This is a genomic window from Streptomyces chisholmiae (assembly GCF_031845445.1).
Lineage (GTDB): Bacteria > Actinomycetota > Actinomycetes > Streptomycetales > Streptomycetaceae > Streptomyces > Streptomyces chisholmiae.
Genome location: NZ_JAVREO010000009.1, coordinates 256,208 through 277,766 on the forward strand (window position 1 = coordinate 256,208; position 21,559 = coordinate 277,766).

General features: G+C 74.9%; 19 protein-coding genes and 1 riboswitch. Of the genes, 13 read left to right on the plus strand and 6 right to left on the minus strand.

The window, feature by feature from the left end:
- Positions 1-128 precede the first annotated feature (128 nt).
- The 5 genes from RM844_RS17250 to RM844_RS17270 all read left to right on the plus strand — a co-directional run bounded on the left by RM844_RS17250 (position 129) and on the right by RM844_RS17270 (position 3,438).
- Positions 129-791, plus strand: coding sequence for a hypothetical protein (locus RM844_RS17250; RefSeq protein ID WP_311668116.1), 663 nt, complete (start codon positions 129-131; stop codon positions 789-791).
- Entirely contained in the window at positions 791-1,738 is a 948-nt protein-coding gene (locus tag RM844_RS17255; protein WP_311668117.1) for an SRPBCC family protein, read from the plus strand. Before RM844_RS17250 ends, RM844_RS17255 begins: the two co-directional genes overlap by 1 nt.
- Positions 1,731-2,216, plus strand: coding sequence for a hypothetical protein (locus tag RM844_RS17260; RefSeq protein ID WP_311668118.1), 486 nt, complete (start codon positions 1,731-1,733; stop codon positions 2,214-2,216). Before RM844_RS17255 ends, RM844_RS17260 begins: the two co-directional genes overlap by 8 nt.
- 33 nt (positions 2,217-2,249) lie before the next feature.
- Positions 2,250-2,546 (plus strand): hypothetical protein, encoded by a 297-nt coding sequence (locus RM844_RS17265; RefSeq protein ID WP_311668119.1) that lies wholly within the window; start codon positions 2,250-2,252, stop codon positions 2,544-2,546.
- A gap of 109 nt (positions 2,547-2,655) precedes the next feature.
- Positions 2,656-3,438 carry a hypothetical protein gene (locus tag RM844_RS17270; protein ID WP_311668120.1) on the plus strand — a complete coding sequence of 261 codons (783 nt, stop codon included), beginning with the start codon at positions 2,656-2,658 and terminating at the stop codon, positions 3,436-3,438.
- Between the two features lie 51 nt (positions 3,439-3,489).
- Here RM844_RS17270 and RM844_RS17275 read toward each other — a convergent pair whose 3' ends face one another.
- Genes RM844_RS17275 through RM844_RS17290 form a run of 4 tightly spaced genes read right to left on the minus strand, consistent with a single transcriptional unit; the run spans position 3,490 to position 6,856 of the window.
- A complete protein-coding gene (locus RM844_RS17275; RefSeq protein ID WP_311668121.1) occupies positions 3,490-4,128 on the minus strand; it encodes a response regulator transcription factor in 639 nt (212 codons plus the stop codon).
- Entirely contained in the window at positions 4,125-5,423 is a 1,299-nt protein-coding gene (locus tag RM844_RS17280) for a sensor histidine kinase (RefSeq protein WP_311668122.1), read from the minus strand. The genes RM844_RS17275 and RM844_RS17280 overlap by 4 nt, the downstream gene beginning before the upstream one ends.
- A 3-nt stretch (positions 5,424-5,426) precedes the next feature.
- A complete protein-coding gene (locus RM844_RS17285) occupies positions 5,427-6,143 on the minus strand; it encodes an ABC transporter permease (protein WP_311668123.1) in 717 nt (238 codons plus the stop codon).
- Positions 6,143-6,856: an ABC transporter ATP-binding protein gene (locus RM844_RS17290; RefSeq protein WP_311668124.1), complete on the minus strand. Its 714-nt coding sequence runs from the start codon at positions 6,854-6,856 to the stop codon at positions 6,143-6,145. Before RM844_RS17290 ends, RM844_RS17285 begins: the two co-directional genes overlap by 1 nt.
- Before the next feature lie 162 nt (positions 6,857-7,018).
- A riboswitch (cobalamin riboswitch) is annotated at positions 7,019-7,227 on the plus strand.
- 176 nt (positions 7,228-7,403) lie between these two features.
- Here RM844_RS17290 and metE point away from each other — a divergent pair.
- The 4 genes from metE to RM844_RS17310 all read left to right on the plus strand — a co-directional run bounded on the left by metE (position 7,404) and on the right by RM844_RS17310 (position 14,155).
- Entirely contained in the window at positions 7,404-9,716 is a 2,313-nt protein-coding gene (gene metE / locus RM844_RS17295; protein WP_311668125.1) for a 5-methyltetrahydropteroyltriglutamate--homocysteine S-methyltransferase, read from the plus strand.
- 175 nt (positions 9,717-9,891) lie between these two features.
- Positions 9,892-10,170, plus strand: coding sequence for a hypothetical protein (locus RM844_RS17300; RefSeq protein WP_394814531.1), 279 nt, complete (start codon positions 9,892-9,894; stop codon positions 10,168-10,170).
- 166 nt (positions 10,171-10,336) lie between these two features.
- Positions 10,337-12,331, plus strand: coding sequence for a hypothetical protein (locus RM844_RS17305; RefSeq protein WP_311668127.1), 1,995 nt, complete (start codon positions 10,337-10,339; stop codon positions 12,329-12,331).
- A 267-nt stretch (positions 12,332-12,598) separates the two neighbouring features.
- Positions 12,599-14,155 (plus strand): ABC transporter substrate-binding protein, encoded by a 1,557-nt coding sequence (locus RM844_RS17310; protein WP_311668128.1) that lies wholly within the window; start codon positions 12,599-12,601, stop codon positions 14,153-14,155.
- Between the two features lie 27 nt (positions 14,156-14,182).
- On the opposite strand, the gene RM844_RS17315 is transcribed toward RM844_RS17310, so the two are convergent.
- Entirely contained in the window at positions 14,183-14,767 is a 585-nt protein-coding gene (locus RM844_RS17315; RefSeq protein WP_311668129.1) for an NADAR family protein, read from the minus strand.
- 303 nt (positions 14,768-15,070) lie between these two features.
- On the opposite strand from RM844_RS17315, the gene RM844_RS17320 reads away from it, so the two are divergent.
- From RM844_RS17320 to RM844_RS17335, 4 genes are all read left to right on the plus strand, one after another.
- Positions 15,071-15,301, plus strand: coding sequence for a hypothetical protein (locus RM844_RS17320; RefSeq protein ID WP_311668130.1), 231 nt, complete (start codon positions 15,071-15,073; stop codon positions 15,299-15,301).
- 45 nt (positions 15,302-15,346) lie between these two features.
- Positions 15,347-15,913 carry a dihydrofolate reductase family protein gene (locus RM844_RS17325; protein ID WP_311668131.1) on the plus strand — a complete coding sequence of 189 codons (567 nt, stop codon included), beginning with the start codon at positions 15,347-15,349 and terminating at the stop codon, positions 15,911-15,913.
- A gap of 341 nt (positions 15,914-16,254) precedes the next feature.
- Entirely contained in the window at positions 16,255-18,420 is a 2,166-nt protein-coding gene (locus RM844_RS17330) for a glycoside hydrolase family 36 protein (protein WP_311668132.1), read from the plus strand.
- A gap of 128 nt (positions 18,421-18,548) precedes the next feature.
- The gene (locus tag RM844_RS17335) at positions 18,549-19,598 is read left to right on the plus strand and encodes a zinc-binding dehydrogenase (RefSeq protein WP_311668133.1); all 1,050 of its coding nucleotides are present in this window, start codon (positions 18,549-18,551) and stop codon (positions 19,596-19,598) included.
- Between the two features lie 114 nt (positions 19,599-19,712).
- Here RM844_RS17335 and RM844_RS17340 read toward each other — a convergent pair whose 3' ends face one another.
- A complete protein-coding gene (locus tag RM844_RS17340; RefSeq protein WP_311668134.1) occupies positions 19,713-21,416 on the minus strand; it encodes an ABC transporter substrate-binding protein in 1,704 nt (567 codons plus the stop codon).
- Positions 21,417-21,559 lie beyond the last annotated feature (143 nt).

Here is a 21,559-nt window from a genome sequence, read left to right on the forward strand (position 1 = left end):
GCCACCCCTTCGGCGGCGCGGGAGGTGCGGCGGTCGCCGGGACGGCCTTCGCTGGAAGCCCAGGCGAGGTTCGGGGCCGGTCGCTCGCGACCGGCCCCCGGGCGACCGGAAGGCAGGGGCAGACACGCATGACCGATACCTCAACCCGGGCGGCGGTGGCCGCGGGAATGGCCGCGGGCTACTTCCTCGGGCGCACCAGGAAGGCGAAGTTGGCCCTGGTCATCGCCTCGTACGCGATGGGTCGCCGGCTTCGGCCGCACCCGGGCGAGCTGGTCGGCGACGGCCTGCGCCGGCTGACCGGCGGTGGGCCGTTCGACGGGCTCGCCGGGCGGGTCCGCGGCGAGCTGCTGGCCGGTGGGCAGACCGTGCTGCGGGCCGCCGTGCACCGCGGCTACGACACCGTCGCCGACTCGCTGGCCGCGCGCAGCAAGGCGCTGCTGGAGAGCCGCCTGCTGCCGGGCGGCGGGGACGACGGGGACGGTGGGAACGGGGCACGGACGTCGGAACCGGCCACCGGGTCCGCCGCCAGCGGTGACCGGAAACGGCGGTCTGACCAGGCGGATCCGGCCGAGAACGAGTCCACCGCCGACGCCGCGGCGGCCGAGGACGACCCCGCTGCCGACCCCGATGACGCGGCGGCCGAGGAGCGCCCCGCGACCCGGCGCGGCGGCGGTCACGCCAGGCGCCGGCCGGGCGAGCCGCTGACCCCGAGGGAACGGGCCCCACGCCGGCCCGCCCGCGCGATGGCGTCCGGCCGGGCGCGGGCCGCCCACAGCGGTGGTGACCGCTGATGAACAGCACCACGAAGGACGACAACGAGCAGGACGACAAGGAGCAGGCGACCGGGCTCGACCGGGTGCGCGAGGAGCTCATGGGCTTCCTCAGCGCCCAGGCCCAGCACCTGATCGACCGGGCCGGCGACAAGCTGACCGAGACCGCCCAGCGGCTCACCGAGTCCGCCGCGAAGAGCGGCGCCGTGCCGGAGCCCGCCGCCCGGATGTTGAAGGGCGAGAACCCGGCCAAGGCCGCCGCCGGCTCCACCATGAGCGGCATCAAGGACAAGATCACCCCCGGCGGCTCGGGCGGCGACGGCGACGGGGACGAGGACGGGGACGGCACCCAGACCGGCGGCGAGCAGGAGGCCGGCGACGTCAAGGTCACCAACATCGTCGAGGTGATCGACATCGGGGTCCCGCTGCGCACCTGCTACGACCACTGGACCCAGTTCGAGAAGTTCGGGGTGTTCACCAAGGGCGTCAGCAACGTCTCCACCACGGACGACACCACCACCGAGTGGAAGACCAAGATCGCGTTCTCCGAGCGGAGCTTTGAGGCGACCATCGAGGAGCAGGTCCCGGACGACCGCATCGTCTGGCGCTCCGAGGGCTCCAAGGGCACCACCAGGGGCGCGGTCAGCTTCCACGAGCTGACCCCGACACTGACCCGGATCGTCGCGGTGATCGAGTACCACCCGTCGGGCTTCTTCGAGAAGACCGGCAACCTGTGGCGCGCGGTCGGCCGCCGGGTGCGGCTGGACCTCAAGCACTTCCAGCGCTACGTGACGCTGGCGCCGGACGAGGAGATCGAGGGCTGGCGCGGGGAGATCAGGGACAGCGAGGTGGTGCGCCCGCACGGGGACGGGGACGGCGACGGGGACGACAAGGACGCCGCCCGGGACGACGAGGCTGACGGGGACGACGAGGAGGACCGCGACGAGGAGGACGAGGACGATGAGTGACGCCGACGCGCGGCCGCCGGCCGCCGCCGAGGAGGGCGACGTCTTCCTCGACGTGCCGGTCCTCAAGCTCGACGAGCTGCGGATCGAGACGGAGAACCTGCGCGCCCACATCTCGCTCCAGGCCGAGGTGCTGAACCTGCTCAAGCTGAACGTGGGCGCCGACGTGACCCTGGGCAAGCTGGAGCTGGACCTCAAGGGGGTGGACGCCCAGGCGCTGCTGAAGGTCCGGCTCGACCAGGTCGCCGCCATCGTCGGCAACGTGCTCGCCACCATCGACCAGAACCCCCGCATCGTCGAGCAGGTGGTGCGGGAGGCGACCGCGACGGCCGGCGGGGTGGTCGACCGGGCCGGCGGCGCGGTGGAGAAGACCGGCGAGGAGCTGTCGGGCGGCGGGGACGGCCTCTCGGTGGCCGGCAAGGTCACCGATGTCGCGAAGGACCTGGCGAAAAAGGCCACCGCCAGGTCCGGCGGGACTTGAAGAGAGCCGGCCACCGAGGCCGCCGCGCCGGCGGTGCCGGACATCTCGTTCGACGCCGCCCTGCACGCCGACGAGGTGCGGTTCGGCCGCTGCCCCGAGGCCCGGGTGACCTTCCACGGCACGCCGGGCCACGCGTCCCGGTCGGCGAGCCGGCGCCGGCACCTGCCCGAGCGGGTGGCCGCCGGCACCGACTACCACGACGTGGCCGTCCGCTACGCGCTGGCCACCGGCCTGGCGCCGGAGCCCCGGGAGGCTCGGCGCACGGACGCCGACGGGCGGGGCGACGCGGGTCTGGACGCGGGTCTGGAGGGGGAGGCGGGCGCGTCCTAGGATCGGCGGCGTGCGGTGAACCCCCGTGGCGGCCCGGTGCCGCCACCGAAGCGCAGACCTTCGTCCCACCACGGTCCGGCAACCGTGGCGCCGCCGCCTGGAGTTCACCATGTCCCGCCCCCAACCCGTCCCCGCCACCCCCGCCCTGGACGCCTTCCTGGCCCGGGCACACGCCGAGCCGACCGTGCTCGGCCTGGTGCTCAGCGGCTCCCAGGTGCACGACGGGATGCCGACTGGGACTTCCGACCACGACCTGCACGTGGTGGTCGCCCCGGACGCGGCCGACTGGATCACCGCGAGCGACGGCTTCCGCTCCGCCGAACTCGACCTGGTCGTCATGACGTTGGACGAATTCCGGCGGCGCGGCCACCCGGGGGACGGGTGGGAGTGGGCGCGTTACGCCTATGTGCACGCCCGGGTGCTGCTGGACCGGCTGGGTGGCGGCATCGGCGAGATCCTGGACCGCAAGCGGCGGTTGACGCCGGACGAGCGGGCCAGCGCCACGGACGGCTACCTGGACGCGTACACCAACCAGACGTACCGCTCGCTCAAGAGCTTCCGCGACGGCCGCCCGGAGGCGGGACGCTGGGACGCGGCCGAGAGCGTGCCGCTGTTGTGGAGCGCGCTGTTCGCGCTGCACGGCCGGGTCCGCCCCTACAACAAGTACCTGCGCTGGGAGTTGACCCGTCAGCCGCTGGGCGCGGGTCGGTGGGCGGTCGATCCGCTGCTGGCCACCGGGCGGCGGTTGCTGACCACCGGCGATCCGGCGCTCCAGCGGGAGGTGTTCGGCGCCGTGGAGGAGCTGGCCAGGGCCGCCGGCCACGGCGCGGTGCTGGACTCCTGGGGCGCGGACCTGACGCTGCTCCGCCCGCCCGGCGCCGCCCCGGCCTGACCCGCGGCCCGGCCGGTCAGCGGTCCTGTCCCGGTCAGCGGTCCCAGCCGGTCAGCGGTCCTGGCCGCCGCGCAGCAGGCCGCGCTCGTAGGCGACGGCGACGGCCTCGGTGCGGTCGGTGACGCCGAGCTTGGCGTAGATGTGCTGGAGGTGGGTCTTGACGGTGGCCACCGTGATGAACAGCTCGGCCGCCGTCTCCCGGTTGGTCGCGCCCCGGGCGGTCAGGGTCAGCACCTCCAGCTCGCGGCGGCTGAGCGCGCCGTCGGCCGCCGCCCGGACCCGGCTCATCAGCAGCTCGGCGGCGGCCGGCGCCAGCACCGCCCGGCCCCGCACGGTGGCCTCCAGGGCACGCAGCAGCTCCGGCCGGGAGGCGTCCTTGAGTAGGTAGCCGGTGGCGCCGGCCTCGATCGCGGGCAGCACGTCCTCGTCCGTGTCGTAGGTGGTGAGCACCAGGACCCGGATGTCGGGCGCCTCCCGGCGGAGCCGGCGGATGGCCTCGGCGCCGCCGAGCCGGGGCATCCGCAGGTCCATCAACACGACGTCGGGCCGGGTGCGTCGGGCCACCGCGATGGCCTCCTCGCCGTCACCCGCCTCACCGACCACCAGGTAGCCGTCCGCGCCGGTGAACAGGCCGCGCAGCCCGTCCCGGACGATCGCGTGGTCGTCCACGATCAACAGTCGTACCGTCATCCGGGGTCGGCCTCCCGTGCCGTCGTCCGCTCGGTCTCGGTGAGGGGCACGGCGCGGGCGGCGGGGATCGCCGGCAGGGTGGCGGAGACGCCGGTGCCCTCGCCCGGCTGGCTCTCGATCTCCAGCGTGCCGGCCAGCCTGGTCACCCGCTGCCGCATCGCGGTGAGGCCGAACCCGCCGCCGCCCGGCGCCGGCGCGGCGCCCGGTGCGAAGCCGACCCCGTCGTCCCGCACGTCGAGCGCCACCACGTCGCCCATGTAGGAGAGGGTGACGCCCACCCGGCCGGCGGCCGCGTGCCGTTGGGTGTTGCGCAGCGCCTCCTGGGCGGTGCGCAGCAGCGTCACCTCCACCTCCGGGTGGAGCGGCACCGGGTCGCCGGTGACGGTGACCTCGGCGCCGATCCCGTGGGCCAGCGACCAGCGCGCGGTCTCCGCCCGCAGCGCGCCGGCGAGTTGGGCGTCGGCCAGCGGCCGCGGGCGCAGCGCCCGGACCGAGCGGCGGGCCTCGGCCAGGCCCTCGCGCGCCATCCGGCGGGCCACGTCCAGCCGGTGCCGCAGCTGTGCGTCCGGGTCACCGCCCGGGCCGGCGCCGCCCGGTTCGGCGCGCTGGCTGGCGGCGTGTTCGGCGGCCTCCAGCTGGGTGACGATCCCGATCAGGTCCTGCGCGATGGTGTCGTGGATCTCCCGGGCCAGCCGTTCCCGCTCGCCGCGCACGCCGGCCTCCCTGGCCTGCGCCAGGAGTTGGGCCTGGAGGGCGGCGTTCTCCTCGGCCAGTGACCGCAGTCGGTCGTTGCTGGCGGCCAACTCGGCGAGCGCGACCTGGCGTTGTTCGCTCTGCTCGGCCACCGCCCGGATCGAGCCGCCGATCACGCAGGTGACCGCCAGCCCCAGCGCGAGGTTCGGCAGGTCACCGGGGGCCGGCCGGTCCAGCCAGGGGTTGACCACCTGGGCCAGCGTGACGGCGGTGGCGCCGGCGTAGGTCCAGCCGTTCGGCAGGAACATGAAGCACTGCACGGTCAGGCTGACCGTCATCATGAAGTACGCCTGGTGCAGCGGCAGTCCGACCGAGGTCACGGCCAGCGCGCCGACCAGGTAGAGGGTGGTCAGCGCGGGCCGGGTCAGCCAGCTCTCGTACCGGTAGACCGTCGCCGCGTACCAGCCGGCGCCGACCAGCGCCGGCAGCAGCTTCACCGGGTGCACCCCGTCGGTCAGTGCCGTCAGCGCGGTCAACCCGGCGAGCAGGAACGGGGCGAGCGCCCACAGGTGATCCCAACGCGACTCGAAGTCGTCCGACATCGCTCACCACCGGAAGAACCTGGCCGCCAAACCGCTGGTGACCAGCAGGACCAACAGCATCGCCGCCAGGATATGTGGCTGCGGCACCGACCCCTCCCAGGCGTCCCGCAGCCCCCGGATCACCGGCCCCAGCGGCAGGAAGTCGCCGATCCTGGCGGCCGTCCCCGACATCTCCTCCCGGGGCACCATCCCGCCGGAAAGGAAGAGCATCGGGAAGAAAAGCCCCAGCCCGACCGCGTTGGCACTGCGGCCGGTCGGCGCCAGCGCCGCCACCAGGAAGCCGACCCCCAGCAGACTGAACGCCCCCAGCAGCCAGACGCCGAGGAACAGCAGCGGCGCCGCCGGCGCCTCGGCGCCGAAGAACACCGCCCCCACCCCGACCAGCAGCACCATCGCCAGCAGCGCGACCAGGAGTTGGGCCGCCCCGTTGGCCAGCAGCAGCCGGACCGGCGACACCGGCGTCGCCATCAGCCGCCGCAGCACGCTCTGTTCGCGGTACTCGGCGACGAACGCCGGCACCATGGCGACGCCGACCATGCCCAACACCATGCCGATCAGCATCGGCAGCGCGACGGCCATCGAGCCCTCGTCGGCCTCGTCGAAGAAGCTGTTGTTGGCGATCAGCAGGATCGTCGGGAACAGCAGAGTGAAGAACGCCGCCCCGGGATCGCGCACGAAGAGCCGGAACTCCACGTTGGTCAGGGCCAGAAAGCTACGCATCAGCGGTACTCCTCCACCAGGTCGAGGAACGCTTCCTCCAGGTTGTCCGCGCCGGCCTCGGCGACCAGCTCGGCCGGGCTGCCGAGCGCCAGCAGCCGGCCGGCGCCGAGCACCGCCACCCGGTCGCAGAGCGCCTCCGCCTCGTCCATGAAGTGGCTGACCAGCACCACCGTCACGCCCAGCGTCCGCAGCTCCCGGACCATCGCCCAGGTGGCGCGCCTGGCATAGGGATCGAGCCCGGTGGTCAGCTCGTCCAACACCACCAGCTCCGGCTTTCCCACCAGGGCCAGCGCGATCAGCAGCCGCTGCCGCCAGCCGCCGGACAGCTTGTTGAAGGCGGTGTTCCGCCGGTCGGTCAGCTCCCAGGTGGCCATCAGCTCCCGCCAGTCGGCCGGCTCGCGGTAGAAGGTGCTGTACAGGCGCAGCGCCTCGCCGACCCGCAGCTCCCCCGGCAGCCGGCTGTCCTGCAACTGGACGCCGATCCGCTGGTGCAGCGCGGACCGCTCCCGCCACGGGTCGTGGCCCAGCACCCGCACCGTGCCGCCGTCCGGCCGGCGCAGCCCGCTGAGGCACTCCACCAGGGTCGTCTTGCCACCGCCGTTGGGGCCGGCCAGCCCGAAGATCTCGCCGCGCCCGACCTGGAACGACACCCCGTCCACCGCGGTCCGCTCCGGGTAGCTCTTGCGTAGCCCGGTCACCTCGATCACGTTCATGTCCACCACGCTCGCCGCCCGGCCCGGCGGCCACCATCGACCGGGTGGTTGATCCAGGTCATCCCCCACCCCTGCCCCCGGCCCCCGCGGTGGCGCGCCGGATCTCGCGGAGCGGGCGCTCCTGCCAGGACGGGCGGTGGCGGCTAGGGTGGCGGACGCAGCTGGTTCGCCCTGCCCGCCAGGCAGGCGCGTCGCAAGAGGGAACCCGGTGGGAATCCGGGACTGCCCCGCAGCGGTGAGCGGGAACGACCGCCGTCACACGCACTGGACCCGGCCGGGTCTGGGAAGCGACGGCCAGTAGGTCCGCGTCCCCGCGCGCTCGACTCCGAGCCGCCGGGGGCGTGGTCGCCCGCGAGTCCGAAGACCTGCCACTGCCCGCGCGCGACGGTCGCGCGCGGAGGTTCGGTGGCCTCGTGGGCGGGTCGCGTGACCGACGACCGGTGTCCGACGTGCGGCGACGCGCGTCCCGAGCACCGCCGTCGCCGCGCCTTCGCGCCTCCTTCCGGTCCCCGAACCCGACGGGACACATCTCGCGAAGGAGAGTTCCTTGACCACCAAGCCCGCAGCCGCGGCGGTCCGTGCCACCGTGCACGGCTATCCCCGCCAGGGTTCCGACCGGCAGCTGAAGAAGGCGATCGAGCGCTACTGGAAGGGCCGGCTGACCGCCGACGCCCTGCTGGCGACCGCCGCCGAACTCCGCGCCGACGCCTGGCGCCAGCTGGCAGAAGCCGGCCTGGACGAGGTCCCCACCGGCGACTTCTCGCTCTACGACCACGTGCTGGACACCAGCGTGATGGTCGGCGCCATCCCCGAGCGGCACCGCGCCGCCTACGCCGCCGACCCGCTGGCCGGCTACTTCGCCATGGCGCGCGGCACCCAGGAGGTCGCGCCGCTGGAGATGACCAAGTGGTTCGACACCAACTACCACTACCTGGTCCCCGAACTCGGCCCGGACACCGTCTTCGCCGCCGACCCGGCCAAGCAGCTCGCCGAGTTCGGCGAGGCCCGCGCGCTGGGGCTGACCGCCAGGCCGGTGCTGGTCGGCCCCGTCACCTACCTGCTGCTGGCCAAGCCGGCGCCCGGGGTGGCCGCTGACTTCGAGCCGCTCAGCCTGCTGGACCGGCTGTTGCCGGTCTACGCCGAGGTGCTCGCCGACCTGCGCGCGCGGGGCGCCGAGTGGGTGCAGCTGGACGAGCCGGCCCTCACCCAGGACCGCACCCCGGCCGAACTGGCCGCCGCCGAACGCGCCTACCGGGTGCTGGGCACCGGCGCCGACCGGCCGCGGCTGCTGGTCGCCGCCTACTTCGACCGGCTCGGCGAGGCGCTGCCGGTGCTGGCCAAGGCGCCCGTCGACGGCCTGGCCCTGGACCTGACCGGCCCGGCCGCCCGGAACCTGGACGACCTGGCCGCGGCCGGCGGCCTGCCGGGCAAGCGGCTGGTCGCCGGCGTGGTCGACGGCCGCAACGTGTGGATCAACGACCTGGAGCGGTCGTTGGCCACCCTGGCCACGCTGCTCGGCCTCGCCGACCGGGTCGACGTGGCCGCCTCCTGCTCGCTGCTGCACGTCCCGCTGGACGCCGCCGCCGAGCGGGACATCGACCCGCAGATCCTGCGCTGGCTGGCGTTCGCCCGGCAGAAGGTGACCGAGCTGGTCACCCTGGCCCGCGGACTGACCCGGGGCAGCGACGCGATCGCCGCCCAACTGGCCGCCAACCGAGCCGACCTGGCCTCCCGGGCCGGCTCCCCGATCACCCACGACCCGGCGGTCCGGGCCCGGGCCGCGGCCGTCGTACCCGCCGACGCCCGCCGCTCGGCGCCCTACCCGGAGCGGGCCGCCGCGCAGCGCGCCAGGCTCGGGCTGCCGCCGCTGCCCACCACCACCATCGGCTCCTTCCCGCAGACCACCGAGCTGCGTGCGGCCCGCGCCGAGCTGCGCGCCGGCCGGCTGGACGAGGCCGGCTACCAGGAGCGGGTCCGCCGGGAGATCCAGGAGACCATCGCCTTCCAGGAACGGGCCGGGCTGGACGTGCTGGTGCACGGCGAGCCGGAACGCAACGACATGGTGCAGTACTTCGCCGAGCGGCTGACCGGCTACCTGGCCACCCAGCACGGCTGGGTGCAGTCCTACGGCACCCGGTACGTCCGCCCGCCGATCCTGGCCGGCGACATCTCCCGGCCGGAGCCGATGACCGTGGCCTGGACCGGCTACGCCCAGTCGCTCACCGAGCGGCCGGTCAAGGGGATGCTGACCGGGCCGGTCACGATGCTCGCCTGGTCCTTCGTCCGGGACGACCTGCCCAGGGGCGAGACGGCGCGGCAGGTCGCGCTGGCCCTGCGGGACGAGGTGGTCGACCTGGAGGCGGCCGGCAGCGCGGTGATCCAGGTGGACGAGCCGGCGCTGCGCGAGACGCTGCCGCTGCGGGCCGCCGACCAGCCGGCCTACCTGGCCTGGGCCACCGAGGCGTTCCGGCTGACCACGGCCGGCGTCCGGGCGGACACTCAGATCCACACCCACATGTGCTACGCCGAGTTCGGCGACATCCTGCGGGCCATCGACGACCTGGACGCGGACGTGATCAGCCTGGAGGCGGCCCGCTCGCACATGCAGGTGGCCAGGGAACTCGCCGCCGCCCACTACCCGCGGGAGGTGGGGCCCGGGGTGTACGACATCCACTCGCCGCGGGTGCCGGACCCGGACGAGGTGGTGGGGCTGCTGCGGGCCGGGCTGGCGGCGATCCCGGCGGAGCGGCTGTGGGTCAACCCGGACTGCGGGCTGAAGACCCGCGCCTGGCCCGAGGTGCGGGACGCGCTGACCCACCTGGTGAAGGCCGCGGAGACGCTCCGGGGCGAGCTGTCCTGACGGCCCGAGTTCCGGCCTGAGTTCCGGTTCCGATCGTTTCTCCACCCCCGCTGACCGCTTCGGGACGGGGGGTCACTTCCGCCCCACGCACCCCCGTCGACCAGCGGGAATTGTCAGTGGCCCCCCGTAGAATCGATAGCGTTCGAATGGTCAGCCGTCGTTCCCGGAGGTGCCGATGGCCGCTGTCGCAACACCACTCCAGCTCCCCCTCTCCACCCTGCCCGACCCGACACTCCACAAGAAGCCGCTGCCCGCCGGACAGCCCCGCGTCTGGTACGAGTCGCACAACCGCAGGCTCAAGGCGCTCCGGCTGGCCACGGCCCTGCTGGACACCGGCGTCTACCACCCGGCCGGCGCCAGCGACCAGCGGATACGCGACATCGCCCCGCGCATCGGGGTGCACTACCCGTCCGACACCACCTGCCGGCTGGTCCGCGCCCTGATGCGCGGTTGAGCCGGGCCCGGGGGCGCGGCCCGCCGCGCTCCCGGGGCCCCGCGCCCAACTTCCCGGTGTGGCCGCCCGATCGCGGGGTACGCGCGGAGCAGGTGGACCGCCGTCCCGCCGCGCCAGCGCGCCGGCCGGCGCGCTCGCCGTCACCGTCAGGCAGGGGGAAGCCCGGATGGTCGCCACGCGACAGCCCGTCTTCGAACGGGAGACCGCGATCCGCGGGGTGCACGCGCTGATGCGCCCCGGCAAGGGCGCCCTCGCCAGGGGCCGAAGACCCGTGGTCTTCTTCGAGGGCGGCCCGGGCAGCGGCAAGTCCCTCTTACTCCGGACCCTCGACGACTGGGTCAACCAGCACGTCCCCTACGCCCGGGTGGACTTCGCCGCCAGCGGGTACGACGAGATCCCGCGCACCCTCGTCCTCCTCGCCGAGCGGCTCGCCCGCTACCGGCCCCGCTACCGCCGACTCCGTTTCCCCCGGCTGCTGATCGCCCTGCTGGTGATCGAACAGGACCTGGACGGCCTCGACTTCGAACGGGCCAGGGAGGCGCTGCGGACCCACCTCAAGCAGCGGCGCGGCGCCCGCTGGCCGGAGCGCTTCCTGCGTGAGCTGCTCGGCGAGCCGCCCGAGGCCAGCACCACCGTCGGCGGCCTGACCCTGGCCTTCCGGCTGCCGCTGCAGGGCATCGCCGTCGCGCTGGCCGCCGTCTTCCCCACCTTCCCGCGCCGCTCCCAACACTGGTTCGGCCACCGGGACCTGGGCCGGACGGACCACGAGCTGGACACCCTGGTCGAGCTGAACCGCTGGGCCGAGGAGCTGCGCGCCGCCGGCCGGGACGGCCCGGCCACGGCCGCCAGGGACAGCCTGGACGCCCTGCTGACCGAGGCGTTCCTCGCCGACCTGCGGGACGTCCCGCGCCGGGTGCGCGCCCTGCCGACCCCGCTGCTGCTGCTGGACAACGTGGACACCCCGGCCGGCCGGGCCTTCCTCGGCCGGCTGCTGGACGCCCGCCCGCCGCTGGAGCCCGGCGCCCGCGCCGAGCCGCTGACCGTGGTGGCCACCGGCCGGCTCGCCCCGCCGGAGCTGTCCGACACCCCGCACGCCCCGCTCCGGTGGGCGCTCGCCGCCCCCGCCGCCGGCGAGCCGCCCCCGGCCTGGCTGCGCTACCGGATCCCCGATCTGGCCAGGGCCGACATCCAACGGCTGCTCGGCGACGCCACGCCGCGGGGCGCGGCCGACCGCCGACTGGTCCGCCTGGTCCACGAGTTCACCGCCGGCCACCCGGAGGCGGTCGGCGCGCTCGCCGCCGGCCTGGCGGCCCGTGCCGCCCGCCGGGTGGCCACCGACTCGGTCGCCGAGTTGCTCGCCGAGCCGGCGCCCGCGCCGGACCGCCCCGGCAGCCGGGCGGCCGGGCCGACCGTCGAGGAGTGGCTGGTGGGCCGGCTGCTGCCGGACGCCGACGGCCGGCTCCCGGCCATCGCCCGCTGCGCCGCCGGCCGCACCCCGGCCGAGTCGCTCTGGCTCAGCCAGCGCGTCGGCCTGGCCGGCGTGGCCTGGCCGGGCGGGGTCGAGCCCTGGGACCCGTCGGCCGGCGCCGGCTCCGCCGTGCTCGGCCGGCTGCTGCGCCGCCGGCTGGCCGCCGCGCCGGCCGACTGGCGGGCGGCGCACGCCGAGCTGCGCGCGCACTGCGAGGAGCGGGCGGATCTGCCCGGCCAGCTCTACCACCGGCTCGCGCTGGGCGAGTCGCGCGCGGTGGCGCTGGAGCTGGTCGCCCTGCTGCCCCGGCTGCCGGGCGAGGAGTGGCTGGCGCTGGTGCGCGAGGTGGCCGCCGCCCCGCCGGGCCCGGCCGCCGCGCGGCCCCGGCCGGCGCCGGCGCTCTTCCACGTCCTGCTGCGCGAGTCCGCTGACGGCCCGGCCGGTCCGGACCGTCCCGACGGCCCGGGCGGCCCCGACGACCCGGGGGCGCTGGACGAGTCGGGCACCCGGGTGACCCACCTGCTGGCGGCGCTCCGGGTCGTCGGCGACCCGCTCAGCGGCAGCGCCCGCGAGCTGCTCCACACCCAGATCGCCCAGGCCCTGGCCGGCCTCGCCTCCCACTCGCCGGACGGCCTGGTGGTGTTCGACCAGTCCGTCCGGGACTACCGGGCCCAGGCCCAGTGGTGGTCCTGAACCGCGGCCCCGGCCGCCTCGTTGGCCCGGCACCACCATCCCGCGCCACCCCAGATCCTCCCGCGCCACCCCGCACACCCCGCACCATCTCGGATCACCCCGAGGCACCCGAAACCGTCCGTCCCGTCTCCTTCCTGATCCCGTCCCGTCCCGTCCCGTCCCGTCCCGTCCCGTCCCGTCCCGTCCCGTCTCCGTCCCGTTCCGCTCCGGCCGGTCCCGTCCGGGCGGCCCCGTTCCCGTCCACCGTCCGCGTCCCGAGGAGAGCTGATGCCCCCTTCGACCACGGCCCCCGGCCACGGGGGCTCGTCGCCGAGCATGCCCCCCATCAAGCTGCCGCCCCGCCGTGGCCGGTGGCTGCTCGCCGCGCTGCTCGGCCTCGCCCTGCTGGCCGGCGGGCTGTGGGTGGTGCCCGACTGGCTGGCCGGCCGCGACTGCGGCGGCGCCGAGTTGACCGAGCGGGACGGCGAGTGCGTCGGCGTCAGCGACGGCTCGCCCGCGTTCCTGCCGACCGGTGAGGCGGCCGAGCCGCTGACCGAACGGTTCCGCGAGGTCCAGCGGCTGATCCGGGTGGAGAACACCCGGGTCGCCGACGACGGCGGCGCCGCCGTCAAGGTCGGGCTGCTGTCCACGCTGACCCCCGACGACCGCGCCCCGCACGCCCCGGTTCGGGTGCTGCACGCCCTGGAGGGCGCCTACACCGCGCAGATGCGGGCCAACCACAGCCGCCAACTCGGCGACCCGGCGCCGCAGATCCAGCTGATGCTGGCCAACGCCGGCTCCCGGCACGACAAGTGGGAGCCGGCCGTGGAGCAGCTGGTCGGCATGACCGACGACGCCGCCCCGTTGGTCGCCGTCGCCGGCCTGGCCATGAGCAGCGAGCCCAGCCGGGCCGCCGCCGCCCGGCTCGCCGAGCACGGCGTCCCGCTGGTCGGCGCCTCGGCCAGCGCCGACGGGCTGAACGCCGAAACGGTGCCTGGCCTGGTCCGGGTCACCGCCAGCAACACCGACTTCGTCACCGCGCTGCGCGGCTACGTGCGGGGCCGGGACGACCTGGACCGGGCGGTGCTGGTGCACGACACCCGCGCCCCCGACCTGCATGTCAGCACGCTCACCGAGGCGTTCCGCCGCGAGCTGGCCGAGGAGTTGGGCGACAACCCGGACCAGCCGTTCCAGGGCACCACCATCGGCGAGTCCGCCGCGCCCGCGCTGTTCCAGGCCGCCGTGCAGAACGTCTGCGCCACCGAGGCGGACATGGTGCTCTTCGCCGGCCGCACCGCCGACCTGGACGCCTTCCTCGACTCCCTGCACAGCCGGCCCTGCCGGGACCGGCCGATCGTGGTGCTCTTCGCCGAGACCGGCCCGGTGATCGACGAGAGCGAGCAGGAACAGCTGGTGGCCAGCCACATCACGGTCGTCCAGGCCTCGGCGATGGACCCGGCCTGGGCGGTGGACGGCGGCGCCAACCCGGCGGCGCCGGCCGGGTTCGCCGACTTCTACGCGGCCTACACCAGCCACCTCCCGCAGGAGGACGACCCGGCCGCCGCGCTCGCCGACGGCTACGCGGTGGCCAACCACGACGCGGTGGCGGTCGCCGTGCGGGCCGTCCGGGTCACCCACGCCGCCGCCCCGGAGACCGCGCTCACGCCGGGCCGGGTCACCGACGCGCTGTTCCTGCTCCACCTGGACAACGCGGTCCCGGCGGCCGGCGGCACCCTCAACTTCGCCATCGAACGGCGCGGCGACCCGGGCGGGAAGCCGGTGCCGGTGATCGAGTCGCCGCCCGGCCCGACCCGGCCGGAGCTGTATGTCACCCCGTTCCCCTGACCCCGCGATGGCCGACCGGGACGGCCGTCAGGCGTCGCCGGGGTCGGCGCCGGCCAGCGCCGTCCGGGCCCGCATCAGGGCGAAGCCCAGCAGGTTCTCGCCGCGCCACCGGCTCGGTGAGGTGGCTCGGGGGTCGTCGGCCGGCAGGCCGATGCCCCACACCCGGTCCACCGGGCTCGCCTCGACCAGCACCCGGCCGGCCGTGCCCAACAGGTAGGCCCGCAGCCGCGCGTCCTGCCCGAACTTCTCCAGGCTGGCCCGGAACACGATGCCCGACCGGTAGGTCCGCCAGGTCGTCTCGTCGAACCCCGTCACCCGCCGCCCCAGCGCCTTCGCCTCGCCCGGGCTGGCCGCGGCCAGGATGCGGGGGACGGCGGCGTGGTCCTCGAAGAGCCGTGCCTTGGAGACCATCATGTAGTGCTCGGCGGTGGCGTAGCGGACGCCCTCGATGGTGAACGGCGCCGGCCACCACTGGCTGAGGCACCAGGGCCCGGGACCGTCCCCCCGGCCGGGCCGATGCCCCCAGAAACACAGGTACTTGAGCCGCCGACCGGCCTGCTCCCAGCGGCACAGCTCGGCGAGGTCGGTGGGCGGGGGATCGGTCGCTGCCATGCCGGCCAGCCTGCCAACTCCGCGCGGCCCGGGCCAGGCATTAACCCGACCCCGCGCCCCGACCCGCCGCCACGCCCCAACCCGGCCCCGCACCCCGACTCGGCCCCCCGGCCACCTGCCCCGCGCCCCGCGCCCCGAACCGGCCGGTGCCCCGGCGGCGACGCCGTCTCCTCCGGCCGGGTGAGACATGGCGCGGCCCGCCGGCCGGCGGGCCGCGCCCCGCCGCCGCCTCGGCCAGGCTGATCCCCGGCGTCGGCGCCGACCGGCGCGCCCGCGCTTCCCCGAGGTCAGGAGACGACGGCCATGTCCGTGGACCCGCTCGCCCACTTCCTGCGGCAGCTCAGCCCGACCAACCGGCAGTGGCTGGAGAGCCAGCCCGAGGACAAGCAGCGGATCATCGCCGAGCGCTGGCAGCCGGCCGAGGGCCGGGGCGCCGCGCTGCTCGCCTCGCTTGACCTCGCCCCCGACCTGGTGGACGAGGGCGCCTCCGCCAACGCCTACCTGGAGGGGGTAAGGGACGGGGAGCAGTACTGACCGCACAGCACCGGGAGCCGGCGGCTCCCCGACCGGAGGGACAGCGTGCGCACGCTCGCCATCACCCAGAACATCACCGTTGACGGCTCCGTCGAGATGCTCACCGACTGGTTCGACCCGCGGGGCCACGGCGACGTGGACAACGACGACCTGCTGGCCGAGACCCGGCGCCAGGACAGCCAGGCGGACGCCCTGCTCCTCGGCCGCCGCACCTTCGAGGACTTCCGCTCGTACTGGCCGGAGCAGACCGACGACCCGACGGGCATCGCCGACTACCTGAACGAGGTCCACAAGTACGTCGTCTCGACCACCCTCCAGGCCCCGGAGTGGGTCAACTCCACGATCCTGGACGCCGATCCGGTGGCCGAGGTGGCCGAGCTGAAGGAACGCGCCACCGGCCTGGACATCGTGGTCACCGGCAGCATCACCCTCAGCCACGCCCTGATCAGGGCCGGGCTGGTGGACGAGTACCGGCTCTTCGTCCACCCCGCCGTCCAGGGCCGGGGGCGCCGGCTCTTCCCGGAGGACCACGAGATTCCCCGGCTGCGGCTGTTGGAGAACAAGACCTTCCGCGGCGGCGTCACCTTCCAGCGCTACGCCCCCGCTTCCTGAACCCACCTCCGCCGCTCCCCGCATCGCCCCCGAGGCCCGTCCCGGCCGCCGGGGGCGTCGGCTTTGCTGGGCAACCATGCCCGGTTGAACGCCGGTTGGGTGCCCGGTCGCCCGGACCCGGGAGGATGGGGTTTGTCCGGGCTTTCCCGGGTGATCCAAGGCCGGAGGAACATGGACATCGTTCGCTCGTTCGGCATAAGTTCTGATGCGAAACCCTTTGGGGTGCTTACCCCTTGGCCGCCCCGGTCCCGAACTCGGCCCCGCGCCCGGCCAGGAACCCGTCGAACGAACCCCGCACGAGTCCCCGCACGAGTCCCCGCACGAACGGAGCGCACGTCCTCATGCCTGAGCATTCCCCCGCCCCCGCGTCCCCGACCCCCGCGGCCCGGGCCCAGTTGGCCTGGGGGAGCGACGCGGTGCGGCTGGTCCTCGGGGTGGGCGGCGACCAGCCGGTGTCGCTGCTCTCCCTGCGTCCCGCCGGCGCGCCCGGCCAGCCCACGCTGGACGACGCGGCGGCGCCGCCGCTGGTCGAGTTGCAGGCGCTGGGCCACGGCAGGTTCCCCGGCAGCCACCGGTACGCGGACACCACGGTCGGCGCCCGGCTGCGCTACGTCGGCCACACCGAGTCGACCGCCGGCGCGGACGCCGAGCTGCGGGTGGAGCAGGCGGACGACACGTCGGGGCTGCGGGTCGCCACCGTCTTCCGGGCCAGCCCCGGCGCGCCCGCGGTGCGGGTCTGGACCGAGGTGGCGCTCGCCGGGCCGGGACAGGTCCGGCTGACCGCCGTCTCCTCGGTGGTGACCGGCGCGTTCCTGGCCGACTCCGGGCGGGGCGTCGACGCGTTGGACGTGGTCTGCGCGGACTCCGACTGGGTCGCCGAGTCGCGCTGGCGGCGGGTGCCGCTGCGCGAGACCGGCCTGGTCAACATCGAGCCGGAGACCCACCACCACCCCTCGCGCAGCCGGTTCCCGGTGACCTCGCGCAGCTCGTGGTCCACCGGCGAACGGTTGCCCACCGGCGCGGTGGTCGCCGCCGACGACTCCTGGGCGCTGGCCTGGCAGATCGAGCACAACGGGGCGTGGCACTGGGAGTTGGGGGAGCGCCGGGTCGGCGCCTACCTGGCGCTGCTGGGCCCGACGGACATCGAGCACCAGTGGAGCACGGTGGTCACCGCTGAGCGGGGCTTCCGCACGGTGCCGGTCTCGCTGGCGGTCGCGGCGGGCGGCGTGGACGCGGCGTTCGGCGCGCTCACCCGGCAGCGGCGGGCGCTGCGCGCCGGCCGGTCGGAAGCGCTGCCGGTGATCTTCAACGACTACATGAACACCCTGATGGGCTCCCCGACCACGGAGAAGCTGCTGCCGCTGATCGACGCGGCGGCCGAGGCCGGCGCCGAGTACTTCTGTGTGGACGCCGGCTGGTACGACGAGGACGGTCGCTGGTGGGACAGCGTCGGCGAGTGGCGGCCCTCGACCACCCGGTTCCCCGGCGGCCTCGGGGAGGTCATGGACCGCGTCCGGGAGCGCGGCATGGTGCCAGGGCTGTGGCTGGAGCCCGAGGTGGTGGGGGTGCGCTCGACGATGGCCGAGCGGCTGCCGGCGGAGGCGTTCTTCCAGCGGCGCGGCGAGCGGGTGGTGGAGCACGGCCGCTACCACCTGGACCTTCGGCACCCGGCGGCCCGGGCGCACGTGGACGGGATCGTCGACGGCCTGATCGAGGAGTTCGGCGTCGGCTTCTTCAAGTTCGACTACAACATCATGCCGGGCCCGGGCACCGACCTGGGCGGGGCGGACCCGGGCGAGGGCCTGCTGGACCACAACCGGGCCCATCTCGCCTGGCTGGACGCGCTGTTGGCCCGGCATCCCGGGGTGCTGATCGAGAACTGCGCGTCCGGGGCGATGCGGATGGACTACGCGATGCTCTCCCGGCTGCACCTCCAGTCCACCTCGGACCAGCAGGACCCGCTGCTGTACCCGCCGATCGCGGCGGCGGCCCCGGCGTCGGTGCTGCCGGAGCAGGCCGGTAACTGGGCCTACACGCAGCCGGAGATGACGGTGGAGGAGTCGGCGTTCACGCTGGCCACCGGCATCCTCGGCCGGCTCTACCTGTCCGGCTACCTGAACCGGATGGCGCCCGAGCAGCTGGCTCTGGTGCGCGAGGCGGTGGCGGTGCACAAGGATTTGCGCGCGTCGATCGCCACCGCCCTGCCGTTCTGGCCGCTCGGGCTGGCCGGGGCCGACGAGCCGTGGGTGGCGACCGGGCTGGCGGTGCCGGCGGGGGAGACCCTGCTCACGGTCTGGCGCCGGCCGGGCGCCTCGGCCGAACTGGCCGTGCCGGTCCCGGGGTTGCGCGGTGTCGAGGCGCGGCCCGAGGTCGTCTTCCCCGGCCCGGGGTCGGGCGCGGCCGACTGGTCGCTGGCCTGGGACGCCGAGCGCGGCGTGCTGGACCTGACGGTGCCGGACGGCGGCCCCGCGGCCACCGCCCGGGTGCTCCGGCTGCGCCGCGGCTAGCCGCCGGGGACGCGCCCCTTGGCCGGCCGGCCAGGGGGCGCGCGTCGTGCCTCGGGCGGCGCTCCTTCACCGATCGGTTTACCCTGGAGGTGTTCACAGATCGGTATAGCCCCGAGGAGGTTTCGGTGATGAGTACGTCCCCGTCCATGCGAGCGGTGCGCGCCACCGGGCACGGAGGGCCGGAGGTCCTGGAGCTGGCGGAGGTGCCCGTGCCCGACCCGGGGGCGGGTGAGGTGCTGGTGAGGGTCAGCGCGGTGGCGCTGAACAACACGGACCTGTGGACCCGGGAGGGCGCCTACGGCCGCCCCGGCGCCCCGACCACCCGGTCGGGCTGGCGCGGCCCGGTCGACTTCCCGCGCGTCCAGGGCGCCGACGTGGCCGGCCGGGTCGCCGCCGTCGGGGCCGACGTGCCGGCCGACCTCGTCGGGCGTCGGGTGCTCGTCGACCCGGCGATCTACGACGCCGAGGGGCCGGACGCCAACCCGGTGGGCCTGATGGGCAGCGAACGCGACGGCGGCTACGCCGAGTACGTGACCGCGCCGGCCGCCCAGGCACACGACGTGACGGACTCCCCGCTCACCGACGAGCAGCTCGCCGCGCTGCCCACCGCCTACGGGACGGCACTCGGCATGATCGAGCGCGGGCGGCTGCGGGCGGGCGAGACCGCCCTGGTCTCCGGCGCGTCCGGCGGCGTCGGTCTCGCGCTGGTGCAGCTCGCCCGGGCGCGCGACGCGCGGGTGCTCGCCATCAGCAGCGGCCCCAAGATCGACGCGGTGCGCGCGGCGGGCGCGCACGCGGTGCTCGACCGGGCCGGCGACCTCGCCGCCCAGCTGGCCGCCGCCGCCCCCGAGGGCATCGACGTCGGGCTCGACGTGGTGGCCGGCCAGCTGGTGGCCGACGGGCTGCCGCTGCTGCGCGAGGGCGGCCGGTGGGTGGTCGCCGGCGCGCTCGGCGGCTACCGGCTGGACTTCGACGTGCGCCGGCTCTACCTGCACAACGCGCAGCTCATCGGCTCGGCGATGCACACGCCCGCGCACTTCGACCAGCTGGTGGAGCTGGCGCGCCGGGCCGCGTTCCAGCCGGTCATCGCCGCGGCCTACCCGCTGGAGCGGGCCGCCGAGGCGCAGGAGGCGCTGGCCCGCCGGGAGCACGTCGGCAAGCTCGTGCTGCGCCCCTGAGGGCCGCGACCGCGGCGCCGGCCCGGCGCGCCCGCGCCGCCCCGGAACGGCGCGACCCCGCCGGGGCGAGGCCCGGCGGGGTCGTGGGGTCAGCGGGGTGGTGGGGTCAGCGGGTCACTCGCCGCCGGCCGGCCGGAGGTTCTTGTAGACCAGGCTGTTGTCCGGGCTCTGCCAGAGCGCCGGGAACGTGTACAGGTCGTCCTCGGTCGGCCAGCCGGTGAACTTGTCCTGGTTCCAGATGCTCACCGTGCCGTTGAGCAGCACCGGGATGTACGGCATCTCCTGCTCGATGGTGGTCTGGATGAGGTCCAGGTGCGGCTGGCGCGCGTCGGCGTCGGCCGGGTCGATGTGGCTCAGCTCCTCGATCGCCGCGTCCACCTCGGGGTTGGCGTAGCGCGCCCAGTTGGTGTTGGTGTTCTCGCCGACCGGCTGGGTGTTCTCGCTGGTGTAGTAGTTGATGTACTGCCAGTACGGGTCGGCCGTCGGGCCGGGGTTGAGCGCGTCGATGATCAGCTCGTAGTCGCCGCGGCCGCGGGCCTCGGACCACTCGTTCCAGGAGGACTGCTCCACGATCAGCTCGATGCCGGCCGCGCGCAGCTGCTCGGTCATCGTCTGGAGGGTGGTGATGTAGTCGGTCCAGCCGGACACCGCGCGCACGCTGAGCGAGAGCTCCTCGCCGTCCCGCTGGTAGAGGCCGTCGCCGTCCCGCTCCCAGCCGGCCGCCTCCAGCACCGCGGTGGCGCTCTCGACGTCGCCGGTCATCTCGGTCACCTGGTTCTCCAGGTCCGGGGAGATGTAGTCCCGGTCGGGCAGGCCGAAGCCGGGCGACATCGGGGCGGCGATGCCCTGGAAGGCGAGGGAGTCGATGGTCTCGCGGTCCATCGCGTGGTAGATGGCCTGCCGCACGGCCGGGTCGGTCTGCGGGCCCTCGCAGCCGAGTTCCTCGTTGGAGCAGGTGCCGAGCACGATCTGGAAGGTGTTGGCGACCACGGAGGTGTAGCCGGGGTAGACCTCCTCGACCCGGTCCAGGCTGGGCACCGGGCTGGTCAGCCAGTCGACCTGGCCGGCGCTGAGCGCGTCGGCGCCCGCCTGGTTGCCGGACAGCGACAGGGACCTGATGGTCTTGACCGCCGGCTCGCCGTCCCAGTGGTTCGGGTTGGCGGTCAGCGTGAACGACTGCGCCTTGAACTCGCCGAGGGTGTAGGGCCCGGTGCCGACCGGCTCGGTCATGGTGTCGGTGGCCGGGTCGACGTCGCTCCAGATGTGCTCCGGCACGATCCAGGTGCGGCCGAGCAGTTCGGCGGCGTCCATGTAGGCGGTCGACTCGAAGGCGACCGTCACGTGGGTGTCGTCCACCACGGTGGTCTCGCCGTCGAAGCCGATGCTGTTGATCGCCTCGTTCTCGCGCAGCATGTCGAAGGTGAACTTCACGTCGTCCGCCGTGAAGGCCTCACCGTCGGACCACTCGACGCCCTCGCGCAGCGTGATGGACAGCTCGGTGCCGTCCTCGTTCCAGCTGTACTCGGTGCCCAGCAGCGGGACCGGGTCCTCGGAGCGGGCGATGTTCAGGAAGAACAGCGGCTCGAAGATGGAGCCGGCGCCCTCCAGCTTGGTCGGCGAGTACGGGTTGAAGTTCGCCTGGAAGTCGCCGGAGGCGCCGCTGAAGATGTTGAGAGTGTCGGACCCGGCCCCGCCGCCGCCGCCACCGCCGCCGCCGTCGTTCGACGAGCCGCCGCCGCAGCCGGTGGCCAGTAGGGCGCAGAGCGCTCCGCCCGCTATCGCCGCACGGGCGCGGCGCGCTCTCTTGGTTGGGGTCATGTCGTTGCCTCTCGTGAAACGCCCCCTCGTCGGGGCGTTGGGCATACCGCCCGGGCCGGGATTCTTGGCGCTGCGCGGGGCCCGGTCAACACTCGGAGCAGGTCACCGACCGGACCGTTGTGAAAACGCAACGGGTCGAACAG

Excerpts from the sequence above, each read along its gene's own strand:
- RM844_RS17250 (WP_311668116.1), top strand. The coding sequence starts at position 129 with ATGACCGATACCTCAACCCGGGCGGCGGTGGCCGCGGGAATGGCCGCG.
- RM844_RS17255 (WP_311668117.1), top strand. The coding sequence starts at position 791 with ATGAACAGCACCACGAAGGACGACAACGAGCAGGACGACAAGGAGCAG.
- RM844_RS17260 (WP_311668118.1), top strand. The coding sequence starts at position 1,731 with ATGAGTGACGCCGACGCGCGGCCGCCGGCCGCCGCCGAGGAGGGCGAC.
- RM844_RS17270 (WP_311668120.1), top strand. The coding sequence starts at position 2,656 with ATGTCCCGCCCCCAACCCGTCCCCGCCACCCCCGCCCTGGACGCCTTC.
- RM844_RS17275 (WP_311668121.1), bottom strand. The coding sequence starts at position 4,128 with ATGACGGTACGACTGTTGATCGTGGACGACCACGCGATCGTCCGGGAC.
- RM844_RS17280 (WP_311668122.1), bottom strand. The coding sequence starts at position 5,423 with ATGTCGGACGACTTCGAGTCGCGTTGGGATCACCTGTGGGCGCTCGCC.
- RM844_RS17285 (WP_311668123.1), bottom strand. The coding sequence starts at position 6,143 with ATGCGTAGCTTTCTGGCCCTGACCAACGTGGAGTTCCGGCTCTTCGTG.
- RM844_RS17290 (WP_311668124.1), bottom strand. The coding sequence starts at position 6,856 with ATGAACGTGATCGAGGTGACCGGGCTACGCAAGAGCTACCCGGAGCGG.
- RM844_RS17300 (WP_394814531.1), top strand. The coding sequence starts at position 9,892 with ATGGCCGCTGTCGCAACACCACTCCAGCTCCCCCTCTCCACCCTGCCC.
- RM844_RS17305 (WP_311668127.1), top strand. The coding sequence starts at position 10,337 with ATGGTCGCCACGCGACAGCCCGTCTTCGAACGGGAGACCGCGATCCGC.
- RM844_RS17310 (WP_311668128.1), top strand. The coding sequence starts at position 12,599 with ATGCCCCCTTCGACCACGGCCCCCGGCCACGGGGGCTCGTCGCCGAGC.
- RM844_RS17315 (WP_311668129.1), bottom strand. The coding sequence starts at position 14,767 with ATGGCAGCGACCGATCCCCCGCCCACCGACCTCGCCGAGCTGTGCCGC.
- RM844_RS17320 (WP_311668130.1), top strand. The coding sequence starts at position 15,071 with ATGTCCGTGGACCCGCTCGCCCACTTCCTGCGGCAGCTCAGCCCGACC.
- RM844_RS17330 (WP_311668132.1), top strand. The coding sequence starts at position 16,255 with ATGCCTGAGCATTCCCCCGCCCCCGCGTCCCCGACCCCCGCGGCCCGG.
- RM844_RS17335 (WP_311668133.1), top strand. The coding sequence starts at position 18,549 with ATGAGTACGTCCCCGTCCATGCGAGCGGTGCGCGCCACCGGGCACGGA.
- RM844_RS17340 (WP_311668134.1), bottom strand. The coding sequence starts at position 21,416 with ATGACCCCAACCAAGAGAGCGCGCCGCGCCCGTGCGGCGATAGCGGGC.